A 17730-nucleotide genomic window follows, 5' to 3' on the forward strand; every position below is an offset into this window, starting at 1 on the left:
TCAGTCGGTGCGGCTGAGTTCCCGGCGCAGGATCTTGCCGACGGTCGACTTCGGCAGCCGGTCGACGAAGCGAATCAGCTTCGGCACCTTGTAGGCCGCGAGGCTCTCGCGGCAATGCGCGACGAGTTGCTCCTCCGTCACGTCGGCATCCTGCGCCAGCACCACGAACAGCTTCACGGCCTCGCCCGTGCGCGCATCCGGCACGCCGATGCACGCGCATTCGGCCACGCCCGGCACGGCGGTCGCGACCGCTTCCACCTCGTTCGGGTACACGTTGAAGCCCGACACGATGATCATGTCCTTCTTGCGGTCGACGATCCGCAGGAACCCGGCTTCGTCGAACACGCCGACGTCGCCGGTGCGGAAATAGCCGTCGGCCGTGAACGCGGCCGCATTCGCGTCCGGTTTCTGCCAGTAGCCGCCCATCACCTGCGGCCCCTTCACGCAGATCTCGCCCGCGCCGCCGATCGCCACCTCGTTGTCCTGGTCGTCGAGCAGCTTCACGTCGGTCGACGGCAGCGGCAGGCCGGTGGTGCCCGTGAACGAGTCGATCGACTGCGGGTTGAACGACACGACCGGCGACGTTTCCGACAGCCCGTAGCCCTCGCGGATGAAGTTGCCCGTCACCGCCTTCCAGCGCGACGAGATCACGTCGATCACGGCCGCGCCGCCGCCGGCCGACAGCTTCAGCCGCGACCAGTCGACTTCCGTCAGGCGCGGATGGCCGGCGAGCCCCGCGTACAGCGTGTTCACGCCGACGAACACCGTCGGCCGCGCGGCCTTCAGCACGTCGATGAAGCCGTCCATGTCGCGCGGGTTCGCGATCAGCCAGTTCTGCGCGCCGATCGCGAAGTAGGACAGGAAGTTCACCGTCAGCGCGAAGATGTGATACATCGGGATCGCCGTGACGACGACCTCCTCGCCCGGCACGCGCGCGGCCGGCACGATCGCCCCGAACTGCTCGATGTTCGCGACGAGGTTGCGGTGCGACAGCGCCGCGCCCTTCGACAGGCCAGTCGTGCCGCCCGTGTACTGCAGCAGCAGCAGGTCCGCGCCGCCGAGCGCAACCGGTTCGAACGTGAGCGATTCGCCGGCGGCAATGGCGCGCGCGAGCGGGATCGAACCGGGCGGCAGCGCGTCGCATGTGCCGGCCGGCGCATCGACGACACCGAGATCACCGCGCCCGACGCTCAGCACGGTGCGCACGCGCGTGCCGCCGACCACTTCGGCGAACGTGCCCATCGACCCGCCGCACACCAGCGCGACCTCGACGCCCGCGTCGTTGAGCTGATGCTCGAGCTCGCGCGCCGTGTAGAGCGGGTTCACGTTGACCTGGATCGCGCCGATCTTCGCGACCGCGACGAACGCGACCGCAAACGCGAGCACGTTGGGCAGCATCACGGCCACGCGATCGCCCTTGCGCACGCCCACGACCTGCTGCAGATAGGCGGCCAGCGCGGTCGACAGGCGGTCGACGTCGCCATAGGTCAGCGTGCGGCCATATGAGTGGAACGCCGGGCGATCGGCGAATCGGCGCATTGCGTCGTCCAGCAACGCGCTTACGGAAGGAAAGCGATCGGGATCGATCTCGGCGGGGATCGAGCCATACGACCCGGTCCAGTGTCTCTTCGTCATGTCTCACTCCACGGGGGACGGCGCGCCGGCCGCGCCGTTCGCACGATGGCCTGCACGCCGGAGAAGCGCGGACCATCGCCTGATCGGCGACTATCGCCCGCGCGGCGCACTTTGAAAATGATCCGGGCGGCCGAAAAGATGATCGAAACGGACAGGCGAGCCGCACCTGTCCAGGTAACTTCGCCGGACACTGCCGACCTGGCCGGCCCGGCTGCGGCGGCAGGGGTGCCACCGAAGCCCGCTGCACCGGGTCGCACTGGCACGCGTATCAGGGTGAACCCTGTGGCGCATGGGACCGATCCCGAGCAGAATTGCGTGCCGTCAACGATATCGATTCGGACGCAGGATGCTCCCATGCCGCGCAGTGCGCTCTTGACCCCGACGACCGCCCGCGCAGCCCGCCTGCCGGACGTCGAGCCGACCCACGCGTTGCGCCAGCAGCGCTTCACGCCGGCCAAGCTGGCCGTGCTGCTCGACGTGGCCGCGCAAGCCGGCCTCGACCCGGTCGCGGTGCTCGACGGCACCGGTCTCACGCCGGCCGCCGTCGCGGACCCGTTCACGCTCACGTCGCCGCTGCAGTTCCTCACGGCCGCGCGCAATGCGATCGGCCGCTACGACGGCACCGACCTCGGCGTGCGTGTCGGCCACCGGCTGCACGTGTCGAGCTACGGGATGTACGGCTACGCGATGCTGTGTTCGGAATCGCTCGCGCATGCGTTCGAATCCGCCGTCAAATATCACCGGCTCGCGAACGGCATGCTCGCGATCCGCTGGGTCGAACACGGCGACTTCGTGTCGTGGCAGTTTCCCGACCGGCACGAAGTCGCGCTACCGGATCTCGACGAGCCGCTGTACCGTTTCCTGATCGACATGCAGTTCGCGCTGCACGTGACGATCATCAAGGACGTGATGGGGGCGTGGTGCGTGCCGGCGCGCGCGCAGTTCGCGCAGCCGCAGCCGGCGCACGCGGCAATGCTGGCCGATGCGCTCGAATGCCCGATCGCGTTCGACCAGCCGCATCACGTGCTCAGCTACCCGGCCGCGTGGCTCACGCGCGCGCCGCAGCTCGCGAACCCGATCACCGCCGCGCAGGTGTCGTCGCATTGCGCGAGCCTGCTCGATGAATTGCGCAGCCAGGCCGGCGTCACGCGGCGCGTGTACCAGGAACTCACGCGCACGCCCGGACAGTTTCCGGACATCGACGCGATCGCGGCGATCCTGTGCATCACGTCGCGCACGCTGCGCCGCAAGCTCGAAGCCGAGGGCACGTCGTACAGCGAACTGCTGGCCAGCGTACGCAAGGCGCTCGCGATCGACTATCTCAGCACGACCACGCTCAGCACCGAGGACATCGCATCGACGCTCGGCTTCAGCGACGCGGTGGGTTTCCGCCACGCGTTCAAGCGCTGGACCGGCATGACGCCGAGCGACGTGCGGCGCAAGCGCGGCGGTTGAACGCCGGCATTGCAGGGGCGACGATCAGCGCCCGTCGCCGGCGCCGGGCGTGGCCACCGCCAGTGCGAACTCAAACACCGCCCCGCGCCCGGCCCGGTCGACCAGCCGGATACGGCTGCCGTTGAGCGCCAGCATCCGGTGCACGATCAGCAGCCCGAGCCCGCCGCTCGTCACCGCGCCGCCGCTCATCGGCCGCTGCGGCCGCTGGAACAGCCCTTCGCGCCGCGCCGCCGGAATCCCTTCGCCGGTATCGGCCACGGTCACGAGCACGCGGTCGCCGCGCGGCTCCAGCGCGACCTCGACCTCGCCGTGCGCGGGCGTGTGCCGCAGCGCGTTGTCGAGCAGGTTGGTCAGCACGCGCTCGATCATCCCGAGATCGGCCGACACGACCGGCACCCGCGGCGGAATCCGCGCATGCAGCGCGACGCCGCGCGCCTGCGCGGTCAGCTCGAATTTCTGGAACACGTCCTGCACGAGATCGACGAGCGAGAACGGCTCGCGCTCGGCCTGCACGCCGCCCGATTCGAGCCGCGCGAGCTCGAACAGCGCCTGCGCGAGCCGGCCGACCGTCGCGCTCTGCGCGAGCGCGATCGACAGGTAGCGCCGCCGCTCGTTCTCGGCGAGCGTGTCCGACTTCAGCGACAGCGTCTCCAGATAGCCGTGCAGCGACGTGAGCGGCGTGCGCAGGTCGTGCGAGATGTTCGTGATCAATTCGCGCCGCTGCTGGTCCTGGTGCGTCAGCGCGCGCCACTGGTCGCCGATCCGGTCGGCCATCTGCGCGAACGCGGATTCGAGCACGACGATGTCATCGCCGCGCCGGCCCGGCCGCGAGCGCGGCACCGGCGGCTGCGTGTCGGGCGCGCCGTTCGCGTCGAAGCGGCGCATCGCGTCCGTCAGCCGGCGCAGCGGACGCGTGATGAAGCTGAACGCGGTGAGGCCCGCGAGCAGGCCGAGCAGCGCGACCAGCGCCATCGACCACAGCGTCGTGCGCAGCACATTGCCGGCGTCGACGCGCGCGGCCAGCTGGTCATGCGCCTCGCCGAGCAGCACCACGTAGATGTAGCCGGACGGCGGCTGGCCCGCCAGCTGCAGCGGCGCGGCGCTGAACACCTTGCGCGCATCGGGGCTGCGCGGGTCGTCGCCGAGGATCGGCAGCGGCTCGCCCGCGATGAAGCGCTGCACGGGCGCGAGATCGACACGATCGCGCTTCACGTGGCCGGGCGGCGCATCGTCGCCCTTGATCCGCCCCGCGTTGTCGAGCAGATAGACCTCGACGCTCGGGTTCACGCCCATCAACTGCCCGAACAACGTGCGCACCGCGTCCGGGCGCAGCCCGTTCGCGTCCATCAGCGGCGCGCTGTGGGTCACGCTGTTGACGATGTTGGCGGCCAGGTCGCGCGACAGCCCCTGCACGACTTCCTGCTCGCGCATGTCGTTCGCGCGGATCTGCAGCCACGCGGACGCGCCCGAGCACGCGAGCAGCAGCACCGAGAACACGAGCGACAGCCGCTGGGTAAGGGTGAGCTTCATCATGCGTCCCGCTGGCCCGGCGCGGCGAGCTTGTAGCCGCGGCCCCACACGGTGAGGATCCGCACGGGCTCGGCCGGATCGGCCTCGATCTTCGCGCGCAGCCGGTTGATGTGGGTGTTGACCGTGTGCTCGTAGCCTTCGTGCTGGTAGCCCCACACGGCATTGAGCAGGTCCATCCGCGAGAACACCTTGCCCGGATGCCGCGCGAAGAAATACAGCAGGTCGAATTCGCGCGGCGTGAGGTCGATGCGCGCGCCGTCCACGCTCGCCTCGCGCGCGATCGGGTCGATCGCCAGCCCCGCGACGTCGAGCGTGCCCGCGTCGATCCGCGAATCGCGCGCGAGCGCATCGACGCGCCGCAGCAGCGCCTTCACGCGGGCAACGAGCTCGAGCACCGAGAACGGCTTGGCCAGATAGTCGTCGGCGCCGAGCTCGAGGCCGAGGATCCGGTGCACCTCGCTCGAACGCGCACTGGTGATGATGATCGGCGTGTAGCGCGTCATCGCACGCGCGCGCCGGCAGATTTCGAGGCCGTCGACGCCCGGCAGCATCAGGTCGAGGATCAGCGCATCCCAGCCGCCCTGTTCGAGCAGGCGCAGCCCCTCGGCGCCGTCCGCGCTGTGCACGACCTCGTAGCGCTCGTCGCGCAGGTGCAGGCTCAAAACGTCGGCGATATCGGCGTCGTCCTCGACGATCAGGATGCGTTTCGGTTGGTCCATGGCGGCGGGCGAAGGCACGTCGGTGCCTGGTATCGGTTCGGGCCGGCCCCGGTCCGGCTGGCCGGGTTCTCCGGGGGGAATCGCGGCCATGGGCCGCGCTGCCGCCATTGTGCAAAATTTTTCGGCGGCGAGTGATCACATTTCATTTAACTTTGAATTGAGACCGTGATCTGAGCCAATGCCCGCACGGCTTTCCGCTGCGCCCCTCCTTACAAAATTTCCGTCGTCCCGCGCGAACACCAAATAAGCACTAAAAGGCGGACATAGCTTGTGGCGAACGACGGTGGAAGTCAGCGGACTCGAACCACCACGCACACCTCCCAGCGATCTCTGCTACGTTCGGATCGCCCTTCCACCAGCCGCCACGGTTTAGCGAACGGTATTGACATACGGGAGACCACCGACGCAGACGACCCGATTGGCACGCAAAAGCCACTACAGCGTGTATGCACTGCAGCGCAGAAGCGCTTACCTCGGTCATCCCCCGCAACAGGTCGACTCGTGCAGGACCGAAAAACAGCTGCCCTATACCCCGTGCGTCAACGAGCCGGTGAGGCCTATGGATGCAATACGTCAAAGCAGGAAAGTTCGTCGGCATCGAACGCCGCTCAGCCTATCTGGCGCGGGAGGCAACAATTGCCTCGCGCTTCTCCACCAGGAAATCGATGAGCGCTCTGACCTTGGCCGGCATCTGCGCGCGGGTCGGCGCGTAGACATAAAAGCCCGCAAAGGGCTTGCACCACGCGTGCAACACACGCACCAGTGCGCCGGAATCCAGATGTTGCTGCACGGCGATGTCGATGTGCTGGATGAGTCCGACACCCTGTAACGCCGCGCGGATCATCCCGTCGTCGTCATTGGTGGTAATGCTGCCCCGCGGCTCCACCATGAAACTGTGGCCCGACTCTTCCGGCGACGTAAATTCCCACGGATGAATTGCCCCACTCACTTGCCGGAAGCGCAAGCAATTGTGCTGCGCCAAATCGGTCGGCGTCACCGGCTTGCCGTAGCGCTTGAAGTAGGCCGGCGTGCCGACCACCGCCATCTCCAGATTCGGCGTTATCGGCACGGCAACCATGTGTTGAGCGAGGCTCTCGCCGATCCGGATACCAACGTCACACCCGTCGGCGACGATGTTGGCAAGACCGTCATCCATCACCAACTCGAGACCCAGTCTCGGAAAGCGGGTACTGAACTCCTCGAAGTGTGGCTCGATCAATGTCTTCGCCGCGACACGCGAAGTATTCATACGAATCAACCCCGACGGCTCGTCGCGCGCCTCGTGTAACGCGTCGACTGTCCGCTCGACCGCGACCAGGGCGGGATACCACACCTCGTAGAGCCGCTGCCCCTCTTCGGTCAGCGACATGTCGCGAGTCGTTCGATACAGCAGCTTGACGTTCAGCCGGCGTTCGAGCGCCTTCACGTTCTGCGACAGGTTCGCTCGAGAAACCCCCATTTCCGCAGCCGCTTTCGTGAAGCTACGATGATGTGCAACATGGGCGAACCACGCGAGAGACGGAAGCAGTGAGGGATCCATGCAGGTGCCATTGTCAATTTGAAGATACCACTGTAGTCCAGATTGCGATCTTACGGAATTCCAATCGGCTCTCTATATTCGAGTCGTTGCCGCTTGGCTACCCACGATTCGGCCTGGCGAACTTACCCCCTTCCCTGAACGGAGCTGTCATGAAAAGCGTCAAGATCAAGAATGTGTATTGGGATATCGCAGCCGACATCCACTTCCCGCCGAACTTCGACGAAGGCAAGAAATATCCCGCCATCATCAGCGCGCATCCGATCGGCAGCTGCAAGGAGCAAACATCGGGGAACGTGTATGGCGAGGCGCTGGCCAAGGAAGGTTTCGTCGTCATCGCCTTCGACGCCAGCTTCCAGGGTGCCAGCGGCGGCGAACCACGTTTTACCGAAGACCCGACACTGCGCGTCGAGGATTTCCGCGTGGTCTGCGACTACCTCGTAACGCTCCCCTATGTGGATGAAGAACGCATTGGCGTGCTGGGCATTTGCGGCGGCGGCGGCTACTCGATCAATGCAGCGATGACCGAGCGCCGCATCAAGGCGGTTGGTACGGTCACTGGCGCCAACTATGGCCGCCTGATGCGCGAAGGCTTCAGCGGCTTTGATCCGATCGGTGCGCTGGAGGCCATGGCCAAGCAGCGCACGGCAGAGGCCCGCGGTGCCGCGCTGCGCGTGGACGACTTGCTGCCGCCTTCGCCCGAGGCGGCCAAAGAAGCCGGGATCAAGGAAATCGACGTGCTGGGCGCCACCGAGTACTACCGCAGTGACCGTGGCCGCGCACCCAACGGCCTCAACCGCGCGCTGTTCTCGCATCAGGCCGTCGCCATCGGCTGGGACGCCTTCCACCTCTGCGAAACCTTGCTGACGCAGCCGCTGATGGTGGTGGTCGGCGATCAGGTCGGTGCCTTCGGAGCCTACCGCGACGGCTGCGAAATTATCGGCCGCGCGGCGTCGAAGAAGAAGGAACTGGTGGTCGTCGAAGGCTGGTCGCATTACGACCTCTACGACAAGCCTGAGCCGGTCGGCCAGGCGCTGGCCAAGCTGATTCCCTTCTACAAGGAAAACCTGTAATCCCCATCGCCGCGATCGCCGCGTCTCGCGCCAGGGAGCCGACACGAGTCTTCCTGGCGTCGTTGCTCAACGCTCCATGCGGGGGCACCTGCGGCCTCGTGGCCGCTCATGCGCAGGTCTCGCCACGCTCATCGACCATGCTCCCGCGCTCTTGCGCGAAGCCTACTTTCCAAATCCGGAATAAACACCATGACCAAGGTATTGATCCTCGGCGCCAGCGGACAGATCGCGCGCTGGGTCGTACGGATGCTGGGCGAGAAAAAGGACGTCAAACAGACTCTCCTCATCCGCGATCCCAAAAAACTGGCCGGCAACGAGCCCGCCAACGCGAGCGTCGTCATCGGCGACGTACTGGACAAGAAACTCCTGCCACGGATCATGGAAGGGCAAGATATCGTCTATGCCAACCTGGCCGGCGACGTGGACACCCAGACCGAACATATCCTGGCCGCCATGAAGGCCAAGAACGTCAAACGGCTGATCTTCATCAACTCGCTCGGCATCTACGATGAAGTACCGGGCGAATTCGGCGAGTGGAACCGTCGGGAGATCGGGCAGTATCTGCCGCCCTATCGCAAGTCTGCCGATCTGATCGAAGCCTCCGACTCGGAATACACGATCCTCCGCGCGGCATGGCTTCAGGACAACGATGAAGTGGCCTATGAGGTCACGGCACGGAACGAACCGTTCAAGGGAACCGAGGTTTCGCGCAAAAGCGTCGCTGCGTTGGTTACCGAGCTCGTCGAACATCCCGACAAGCTGATGCGCGGCAACGTGGGCGTCAACAAACCGGGAACCGAGGGCGTCAAACCCGCCTTCGTCTGACGCCGTACGCCGATACGAACCAAGTGGGCATCGGTACCACTCGATGAACCGGCGTACGGGACCGACTCATCAGACCTGGGTGAAGCGGAAGCGATACTTGTCACCATCCCGCTCGACGTGCCCGCCCGATCCATACCTGAAATGGGCCGGGAAAAGCATCGTGTCGGTTCCCGCGATTTCCTCGAGCAGCGCGATGCGAACCTGTTCCGCCAGATCGCCGTTCCAGTCATACGCGAAATGAAGATCCGGACGGATCAGTTGAACCGGATGATGCACCACGTCGCCGGAGAACACCGCCGGCGAACCGCCGCAGCAAGCCTGGATCATGCAGCTGCCGGGCGAGTGGCCATACGCCGGCCGCAGCCACATGCCGTCACCGACCTTCCCGAGAATGACCTCGTCTCCGTCGACGAGATCGGCCTGCCCGGCATCGATCACCGGCGAGACGGAATCGAGCCACGGCTCGCGAATCATCGCATCGGTGCTCGGCGAACTGATATGGTCGACATCGCGCCTGTTCATGACATAGCGCGCATTGGGAAACGTCGGTACCCAGCGCCCGTTGTCGAGACGCGTGTTCCAGCCGACATGATCCACGTGCAGGTGCGTGCACATGACCATGTCGACATCTTCCGGAGCAATGCCGAGTTTCCGCAGCCGGTCGAGCCATGGCGTATTCAGCCGATGAAAGGCTTCGGTCGAGCGATCCTTGTCGTTCCCGTTGCAACTGTCGACCAGGATCGTCTTTCCGCCGAATCGTACAAGGTAACTGTGCATGCTCAGGCCGCACCCCGCTTGAGCCGGATCGAGCGAAAGCACATCGTCCCAGTACCAGCCCTTCAGCCGCGAAAGGTCGCCTGCAGTGACGCCCGGAAACAGCACTTCGATCGGAAGGCTCGTTTCCATCTCGACAACTTTCTGAATCTCCAACCTGCCGAGCACAATGGGCTGCATCGTAGCGTCTCCTTGTCTGTCGTGGTGATTTCCATGTCGAAAGTGCGAGAACGTGGCCATCCAGCACCGACGCGGTCACTCAGTCGCGAGGCCGGTCCAGCAGTTGCTTGATCAGTGCGCGCACAATCGGATTCTGGTCTCGGCCGCGCGCCGTGGCGATATGAATGCGTCGCAACGCCCATGGTTCGGCCAATTCCAGCACGGCAACCCGGCTGAACAGTTCATGACTGACGAGGCATTCCGGTTGAATCGTGACGCCCAGCCCGGCCTGCACCAGACTCACTGCAACACCGGCGCTCCGGACGCTGTAGCGCGGCTTGTACTCTTCGCCCAGCCGCCGCGTGGCCGCACGTACCGCCCCAAGCATCGCCGTGACGGCGATGACATTCTCGGGCAGGAGATCCTTGAAGGTCACGCTGGCCTGCTCGCTCAGGCGATGCCCCTTCGGAACGACGGCAATCAGCCGGTCTTCCCGGTACGGCGTGACATCGACGCCGCCGAGGTCCAGCTCGTGTGTGGCGGCGAACACCCCGACATCGGCTTCGCCCCGAACAACGGCCTGCACGATTTCGGCATTCTCGAGCTCCTGCATGACGAGTTCGACAAGCGGGTATTCCCGACTGAACTCGCCTACTTCGCGCGAAAGAAACGGAACGATGATCGACCGTGCGGATGCGATCGTCAGCTCGCCCTGCATGCCGTCGGTGAACGACGCGATCTCGGACCGCATATCGTCCAGGTCATCGAAAATCTTGCGGATATAGCGCAGGAGCACCGCGCCCGCCGGGCTGGGCGAGACGCCCTTCGGGCCTCGTTCGAGGAGTTTTACGCCGGCAATATCTTCGAGATCCTGAATACGCTTGGTTGCAGTGGACGCGGCGATGTTCTCCCGGATCGCGGCCAGGCCGATCTGCTGCTCCTCAACCGCTGACACGAACAGCTTCAGCGTGAACAAATCCACCTGACGAATCAGGTGCAATCGGTTGAATGTACTCATGTCTCCTCACGTGCACGTCTTCATGACGTTGTCAGGCGTCATGTCACACGGCGTGCACTTCCACTCTCAAACGCCTCTCCACGATAACGCATCGATGGCAGCGCAATGTGCTTCCTCGTCGACTGACGTCGACCCTGATCGTACACCAACGTCATCTGTCCGGTACGCCAATAAATGCCCCCGCCAACCCGACGCAAATCGCATGGCTGGCGGGCGAATCAAGCGTCGACAGACGACTCGAACGGCACTGTATCCGCCATGCCGCATCGTTGTCTGCCTCGGGAAAGGCGGCTAATGACTGACCTTCAGCAGACTGTCGAGCAGCGAATTGTCGGCGCCGGTATCCTTCGCGAGATGCAGCGGCGGGGACCGCTTGCCGTCGAACGAAAGCGGCAGGCCGACGATACCGATCTCGTCGTCCGACGGCTTCTCGATGATGCCGAGCGCCTGCGTCTGCTCGTGCGCCAGCACTTCCGCGGTCGTCTGAATCGGCGCAACCGGAATGCCAGCGGCCTGCAACCGTTCCGTCCAGAACTCCCGCGTTCCCGTCGACAACCGGTCGCCGATAAGGCGGTCGATCTCGGCGCGGTTCTTCAGGCGCCCCGCGTTCGTCGCGAACCGCTCGTCCGTCGCCCATTCCGGATGGTCGAGCGCGGCACACAACCGCGCGAAGAGCGGATCGTTCGCGCAACTCACGATGAGGAAGCCATCCGCGGTCGCGAACGCACGGTGCGGCACGATAAACGCGACGCCCGACCCATGCCGGCCACCCGGTTCGCCGTCGGCGTTGTAGTTCGCGATGCCGACGGACATCCACGCCAGTGCGGTCTCCAGCAGGGAGGCATTGACGGTCGCCCCGCAGTGCTTCATCTGGCGCCGATACAGCGCTGCCAGAATGCCCATGGCAGCCCACATGCCCGCGCCGAAATCGACGATCGACACCCCCGCTCGCACCGGTGCCTGACCTTCTTCACCCGTGATGCTCATGATCCCGGAAAACGCCTGCATCAGCGGGTCGTAACCGGGAAGCGTATTCATCGGTCCGACATGGCCGAATGCACCGATCTCGCAGCAGATCAGCTCCGGCTTCGTAATCCGCAGGCTGTTTGCGTCGAGCCCATAATCCGCGGCCGCCCCCGGCCGCAGGTTGTGAATGAATACGTCGGCACGCTCGGCGATCAGCCGATGCAACGTCGCCAGTTGCTCCTTGTCCTTGATGTCGATGCAGATATTGCGCTTGCCGCGATTCAATGCGTGATAAGCCGCGCCGCTGCCTTTCCACATGCTCGGGCCCCACCCACGCGCGGAATCGCCCGTCGCCCGTTCGACCTTCCATACTTCTGCTCCGAGCGACGCGAGTATTTTCCCGCTGAACGGCGCGGACGCGCTGTCGCTCAATTCAACCACCACCACGTTCGAAAGCGGTAGATCTCGTAACATGTCGCTCCTCCACTTCAATGTCTCGATCAGGTCATCGCAACATCGGCCGGTGCCGCATCGATACGGACTCGGCCGCGTGCCGACGTGCGATGCCTGATCACGCAGTCAGCGTTATTGTTTCGACAACACGAATACCGGCAACTTCTGTTCGCCACGCTGCACGAACCGAACCTCGACACGCTGGCCAATCCGCAACGCCTCCGGTACTTCGTCAATCTGCGAGAAGAGGAAATAGCCCTCGTCCATGCGAATGAAACCGACGGTGTACGGAACGATGCCGGCCCACACCGGCGTCGGCCCACGCGTGATCGTGCTGTATGAGTAGATCTCGCCGCGGCCGGACGACTGCGTCCAGTCCAGCGACTTCGCACCGCAGTGCGTGCAAAACGAATGAGCCGGCCATACCGATTCACGGCATGCGGTACAGCGCTGGAACGTCAGTTTCTCGTCGGCCAACGCGTCCCAGTAAGGCTGCGCATCGAGCAACCGGTACGGTTGCGGCCAGCTATTCGGCAAATGGGTTTCCGTCATGGGATCCTCTCGATCGGGTATCAGGTCTCGGACGACAGGAGCAGAACCGCACCCGCGGCGAGCATCCCTCCGGCGCCCTGCACGAGCGCGGTCTTCGGCCGGCGCGTTGGCGCCAGTCCAAGCGGCTCACCGCGCAACTGGCGAACGGCCTCGACGATGCTGTCCATGTTGCACGAAATGCCAGGCTGGCCAAACGACAGCCAGCCGCCGTTCGTGTCGGTCGGCAAATCGCCGTCGACGCTCGTACGGCCTTCCCGATAGAGATCGATGCCGCGTCCCTTCTTCGCGAAACCGAGATCCTCCATCACGATCGGCCCCATGTGCGCGAAGTTCACCGAGATCTGCGCCATGTCGATGTCGGCAGGCGTCAGGCCCGACATCGCATACGCTTGTCGCGCCGCCTCGGCCGTTGCCGTGGTCGTCAGGCTCGGAAATGCGCCGAGACTGTCGAACCTGCATCGACGCATGTTCATGCGGTCGGTCAGGTATTCGTGCGTCGTGGCCGATCCGTAACCGAGCAGGTACACCGGATCACGTGCGTTGCGCGCGTTTTCCGGTGAGGTCACGACCAGCGCGCCACCCGTGCCGCCGCCCCACGTCGAACACATCCAGCGCCGCAGCGGCGTCGCCACATACGGCGACGACAGCACGGCCGCGCGATCGATCTCGCCGAACTTCGCCTTCGCCGCGTGCGGATGATGACGTCCCCAGCGCTGATTCGCGATCGCGACATCGGCGAGATCGTCCTCGGTGATGCCGAACTCGTGAAAGTAGCGCTGCGCCGCCTGCGCATACAACGCCGGAATCGTCGGGCCGTACGGGATTTCGAACTGCGGGTCCGCGTCGGCTTCCGCGCCCATCGCCACCGCGTCGACGAACAGCTCGGTCGCATCGCTTTGCAGGCACAGCACATATTCCGCACGGCCGGCCGCGATCATCTGCGATGCGATCGCGAGCGTCGACGTCAGGCCGGCGCCATGCATCGTCAGCTCGCTCGTGAGCGTCACCGGCATCTGCATGTGCGAGATGAAGATGTTGCTCCACTGCGAACGCTTGTCGGCCCACGGCGAGCGTCCCGTGAATACCGCATCGACCTGGTCCTTGCGGATGCCCGCGTCGGCAAGCGCGTTGAGCGTTGCCTCGGCGGCCAACTGCAGCGGGTCCTTGCGATTCGCACGTGACGCATAGGCGTCACCCATGCCGACGATCGCCGCAACCGGACGAGGAGTCATGACCGCGCTCCTCAGACCTTGAACTCGGGCTGCGCTTCAGCGATCAGCGCCTCGAGATCCGCGCGCTTGCGCAGCATCAGCAGGCTCCATTCGCTGCGCTGCACGACTTCGCCGCGCTGGTTGTATGCCTGGATCAGCATTGTGCCGACGCCGAACTTGTCGTCCTTCTCCTTCTTGGCGATGACTTCGGCGCTCGCGTAGACCGTATCGCCGATCTTCACCGGATTCAGGAAGCGCATCTTGTCGACGCCGTAGTTCGCCTGGATCGCCGGGCCGAACTGCAGCAGGCCGGAGATCAGCGAGAACGTCAGCATGCCCTGCACGATGCGCTCGCCCCAGCGCGTTCTCTCCGCGTATTCCTTGTTCGAGTGGATCTCGATCCAGTTGCCCGTGAACATGCAGAACATCACGACATCGCTCTCGGTCACGGTACGGCCAGGCGAACGAAACTTGGTGCCCACCTCCAGCTCGTCGAGCGGAATGTTGATGCTGTTGTTGATAACGCTCATTACGGTGTCTCCTGTTGAATTCGAGGTAACGGCGCGCGGTCCTGCCCGCGCGCTCCGTTCGGATGAAGCGATACGACGTTACTGGCGCATCGATTTCGCGATGATCGTGCGCTGGATCTGCGACGTGCCACCGCCGATCGTCGATTGAATGCTTTCGCGCAGGTAGCGCTCCATGTCGGCTTCCGGCAGGTTGGCGTAGCCACCGAGGATCTGCATGCCGGCGAGCGCGCACTCCTTCAGCGTCTCGGACCCATACAGCTTCGCCATCGACACCTCGCGGCTACACGGCACATGGTCCGCCGCCATCCGCGCCGCGCGATAGCAGAGCAGACGCGCCGCGTCGACCTTCGTCTGGCAGTCGGCGAGCAGGTGGCGAATCACCTGGAAGTCGTACAGTTGATGGTCGAACTGGATACGGTCGTGCGCGTAGCGCGTCGCCGTCGTCACTGCCTGCTGGGCGTTACCCGTATAAGCGGCGGCCACCGCGCAGCGCTCGAGCTCGAGGTGTTCGGTGATGATCTTCCAGCCCTGCCCTTCCTCGCCCAGCAGCGCGTCGCCCGGCACACGCACCTCGTCGAGGAAGATCTCGGTCGTACCGGTCGCGTGACGCGAGAGCGTCGGCAGCTTGTTGATCACCATCCCCGGCGTGTTGTTCGGGATCAGCAGCACCGACAGGCCCTTGTGCTTGTCGTCGGTACTCGTGCGCACCAGCATCGCGATCACGGTGTCCTTCGCCGCCGCGCCGCTGCACCACAGCTTCTGGCCGCTGACGATCCAGTCGCCGTTGGTGTCGCGGCGGGCGCGCGTCTTCGTGTTCGCCGCATCGGAACCGGCATCGGGCTCGGAAATCGACACGGAGAAGCGGATCTTGCCGTCGATGAACGGCTGCACGTATTTTTTCTTCTGTTCGGGCGTGCCGAACTTGATGATGTTCATCGCGGTGAACGTCGGCACGAGCACCGAGCACGCGAAGTCGAAGCCGAACTTGCCGAGGCCTTCGGCCATCAGCGAGTAGTCGAAAATGTCGCCGCCCGAGCCGCCCTCGGCTTCCGGAATCAGGATGCCCAGCCACCCTTGCTTCGCGATCTTTTCGTACGCCTCGTACGGGTAGTCGCGATTCATGTCGCACTTGCGCACGTATTCGACGGTGATCTCGTTGTCCATGAACTTGTTCACGGTGTCGAGCCACATCGTTTGCGATTCGTCGAGAAAGTTTGCCATTTGTCTTCGCTCCAGTTGTGTGGCGTCTGCTCGCGCATCGGCCTTGTTCGTCATGACCTTCAGGTTAGGGCCACGTCGGAAGCGATCCAACTGGTCATTTTCGAAGCGGCAATTCGAAAATGGCGAAGACGGTAAGCGACACCTTCGCGTCGGGCGATCTGCTCCGAGGGACGGTCATGTTCGATCGCGCGAGGCCACCTCGCGCTCCAAATGAAACGTGCCCGACGTTCCTGTTTTGGAATCGTCGGGCACGTTCGCGATCATTCCGGCGGCGGTACGCTACCGAGCATGCACCTGTCGCCGAGCCTGCAGTCGACGGGGCGTGCATACGCCGCCGTGCGCGGCCGCGCGTCGAGACGGCAACGTCGGATCAGGCCTTCGCCAACGACACGTCCACACGCGTCTTTTTCGGTATTTGGGTCACCATGATGGCGGCAATCACGGACGGAATCGCGAACACGTAGAAATTCCACTGATGTCCCAGGGTCGACCCGACAACCCACCCACCGATCATCGGCCCCAGCACCGAGCCGATCCGCCCCAGACCTTGGGCTGTGCCGATGGCTGAGCCGCGGCAGGATGCGGGGAAGTACGCGGCAATGTAGCCGTAGCCGAGCGTTGTCGATCCGATCGAACCCAGACCTGAACCGAACACGGCGAGCATCAACCAGATGTAATCCGGCTTCTGGCTCATGACCAGCAACGAAATTGCGCAAATGGCAAAAAGGGAAATCAGTATCTTGCGGGATCCGAAACGATCGGCCAGCCACGCGCCACACAGATTGCCCACGGCGGCGCCGAATTGCATCACCAGAAGAAACTGCAGCGACGATCCGAGCGGATACCCGGCCTTGCGCATCAGCGTCGGAAGCCAGACATTCATTCCATAGACGACGATCTGGCCACAGAAACACACGACCGCGAACAGCAGCACCGCGGACCGCCAGTCCGACGACATCGCGAGCTTGAAGCCGCGCAGTTCGCTGGATGCGGATTGAAGCTGACGCTGGCTGGCGCTGTCAGCCAGGACACGCTCGAAGTCGATCGAATAGCGGGTCGCCAGTTCTCGCGCTTCGTCCATTCGATTGCTGTCGACCAGAAAATTGACCGACTCCGGCAGGAAAAAATACATGACCGGCAGGATGACGACGTACACCGCGCCGGCGGCATAGAGCACCCGCCATCCGTGACTCTGCAGCAACGACATCGCCAGCAGCGCACACACGACGCCGCCGATCGCATAGCCCGTCAGCGCGAGTGCGCTATACAGCTGGCGGCGATTGCGAGGCGCGTACTCGATACTCAGTGCCACCGACGAAGGCACCACACTCCCCAACCCGATGCCCGTGAGGAAACGGGCAAAACCCAGTTGCGTCGGGGAATGAGCCACTGCGCATAGCAGCGAACCGATGGAAAACCAGAGCACGCCGGCCATGATCAGTTTCCGGCGGCCGATGCGATCGGACAGGGAGCCGGCGCCGAACAGGCCCAGCATCAGCCCGGCCAGTGTCCAGCTCCCGATCATTCCCGCACCGGATGCGCTCAACCCCCATCCGGGCTCCGCGAACAGGGACGACACCGTTGCGCCGTAGACGATGAGATCGTAACCGTCGACGGCGATCGTTAGAAAGCACAAGACGACTACGAACAGGCTGCTGCGAGTCCGAATGGATGATGCGTTCACGTTGTCTCCTTTTTACTCACGAATTCCCGTTCACGACCGGGTTTTTTTATCTTCTCGCCCACTATAGGGATGCGAAATTTATCGACCAAGTGACGGATTTCGAAGCGGCGATTCGGCGGATTCGAATCAACTTTCGTGTGATCAAAAGCGCCGTGCGCGCGAGGCACGGCAGGTATATGGCAACGTGCCGATGGACGAATTCATCGATTGGAAGCAGCACGACTAGTCTTGTCGACGGTCGCGACGATACCGTCTCGACGACACGGCCTATTGAAGGAAATGCTTTATTCAGCGGTGTGGGAGATATTGCCGGGCAAATCGTGAGGGGACATCGCACGAACGGCACAGCACGCCGCACCGCGCGAATGTCGGCGCGGCGTGTCATTGG

General features: G+C 64.1%; 15 protein-coding genes. 3 read left to right on the plus strand and 12 right to left on the minus strand.

Going from position 1 to position 17730, the window contains the following annotated elements:
* Entirely contained in the window at positions 1 to 1635 is a 1635-nt protein-coding gene (locus tag QZM35_RS36720; protein WP_206147417.1) for an AMP-binding protein, read from the minus strand.
* 354 nt (positions 1636 to 1989) lie between these two features.
* Here QZM35_RS36720 and QZM35_RS36725 point away from each other — a divergent pair, with 354 nt between their 5' ends.
* Entirely contained in the window at positions 1990 to 3090 is a 1101-nt protein-coding gene (locus QZM35_RS36725) for an AraC family transcriptional regulator (RefSeq protein ID WP_301777720.1), read from the plus strand.
* A gap of 24 nt (positions 3091 to 3114) precedes the next feature.
* Here QZM35_RS36725 and QZM35_RS36730 read toward each other — a convergent pair whose 3' ends face one another.
* The 3 genes from QZM35_RS36730 to QZM35_RS36740 form a co-directional block, all read right to left on the minus strand.
* Positions 3115 to 4620 carry a HAMP domain-containing sensor histidine kinase gene (locus tag QZM35_RS36730; protein ID WP_301777721.1) on the minus strand — a complete coding sequence of 502 codons (1506 nt, stop codon included), beginning with the start codon at positions 4618 to 4620 and terminating at the stop codon, positions 3115 to 3117.
* A complete protein-coding gene (locus QZM35_RS36735) occupies positions 4620 to 5339 on the minus strand; it encodes a response regulator transcription factor (RefSeq protein ID WP_039353478.1) in 720 nt (239 codons plus the stop codon). Before QZM35_RS36735 ends, QZM35_RS36730 begins: the two co-directional genes overlap by 1 nt.
* Before the next feature lie 613 nt (positions 5340 to 5952).
* On the minus strand, positions 5953 to 6879 hold the full coding sequence (locus tag QZM35_RS36740; protein WP_089434254.1) for a LysR family transcriptional regulator: 927 nt from the start codon (positions 6877 to 6879) through the stop codon (positions 5953 to 5955).
* Positions 6880 to 7028: 149 nt separating this feature from the next.
* Here QZM35_RS36740 and QZM35_RS36745 point away from each other — a divergent pair, with 149 nt between their 5' ends.
* Positions 7029 to 7949 (plus strand): alpha/beta hydrolase, encoded by a 921-nt coding sequence (locus tag QZM35_RS36745; RefSeq protein WP_039341316.1) that lies wholly within the window; start codon positions 7029 to 7031, stop codon positions 7947 to 7949.
* Positions 7950 to 8138: 189 nt separating this feature from the next.
* On the plus strand, positions 8139 to 8774 hold the full coding sequence (locus QZM35_RS36750; RefSeq protein ID WP_301777722.1) for an SDR family oxidoreductase: 636 nt from the start codon (positions 8139 to 8141) through the stop codon (positions 8772 to 8774).
* 69 nt (positions 8775 to 8843) lie between these two features.
* On the opposite strand, the gene QZM35_RS36755 is transcribed toward QZM35_RS36750, so the two are convergent.
* The 8 genes from QZM35_RS36755 to QZM35_RS36790 form a co-directional block, all read right to left on the minus strand.
* Positions 8844 to 9728: an MBL fold metallo-hydrolase gene (locus tag QZM35_RS36755; RefSeq protein ID WP_089434252.1), complete on the minus strand. Its 885-nt coding sequence runs from the start codon at positions 9726 to 9728 to the stop codon at positions 8844 to 8846.
* A 79-nt stretch (positions 9729 to 9807) separates the two neighbouring features.
* Positions 9808 to 10725: a LysR family transcriptional regulator gene (locus QZM35_RS36760; RefSeq protein ID WP_039341326.1), complete on the minus strand. Its 918-nt coding sequence runs from the start codon at positions 10723 to 10725 to the stop codon at positions 9808 to 9810.
* Between the two features lie 291 nt (positions 10726 to 11016).
* Positions 11017 to 12165: a CaiB/BaiF CoA-transferase family protein gene (locus QZM35_RS36765; RefSeq protein WP_039341329.1), complete on the minus strand. Its 1149-nt coding sequence runs from the start codon at positions 12163 to 12165 to the stop codon at positions 11017 to 11019.
* Between the two features lie 111 nt (positions 12166 to 12276).
* Entirely contained in the window at positions 12277 to 12696 is a 420-nt protein-coding gene (locus tag QZM35_RS36770; RefSeq protein WP_089434251.1) for a Zn-ribbon domain-containing OB-fold protein, read from the minus strand.
* A 20-nt stretch (positions 12697 to 12716) separates the two neighbouring features.
* Positions 12717 to 13928 (minus strand): thiolase family protein, encoded by a 1212-nt coding sequence (locus QZM35_RS36775; protein WP_301777723.1) that lies wholly within the window; start codon positions 13926 to 13928, stop codon positions 12717 to 12719.
* 11 nt (positions 13929 to 13939) lie between these two features.
* Positions 13940 to 14437 (minus strand): MaoC/PaaZ C-terminal domain-containing protein, encoded by a 498-nt coding sequence (locus tag QZM35_RS36780; protein WP_039341337.1) that lies wholly within the window; start codon positions 14435 to 14437, stop codon positions 13940 to 13942.
* A 78-nt stretch (positions 14438 to 14515) separates the two neighbouring features.
* Positions 14516 to 15658, minus strand: coding sequence for an acyl-CoA dehydrogenase family protein (locus QZM35_RS36785; protein WP_039341340.1), 1143 nt, complete (start codon positions 15656 to 15658; stop codon positions 14516 to 14518).
* A gap of 370 nt (positions 15659 to 16028) precedes the next feature.
* Positions 16029 to 17342: an aromatic acid/H+ symport family MFS transporter gene (locus QZM35_RS36790; protein WP_039341342.1), complete on the minus strand. Its 1314-nt coding sequence runs from the start codon at positions 17340 to 17342 to the stop codon at positions 16029 to 16031.
* Positions 17343 to 17730 lie beyond the last annotated feature (388 nt).

Source organism: Burkholderia sp. AU45274, from assembly GCF_030482505.1.
GTDB lineage: Bacteria > Pseudomonadota > Gammaproteobacteria > Burkholderiales > Burkholderiaceae > Burkholderia.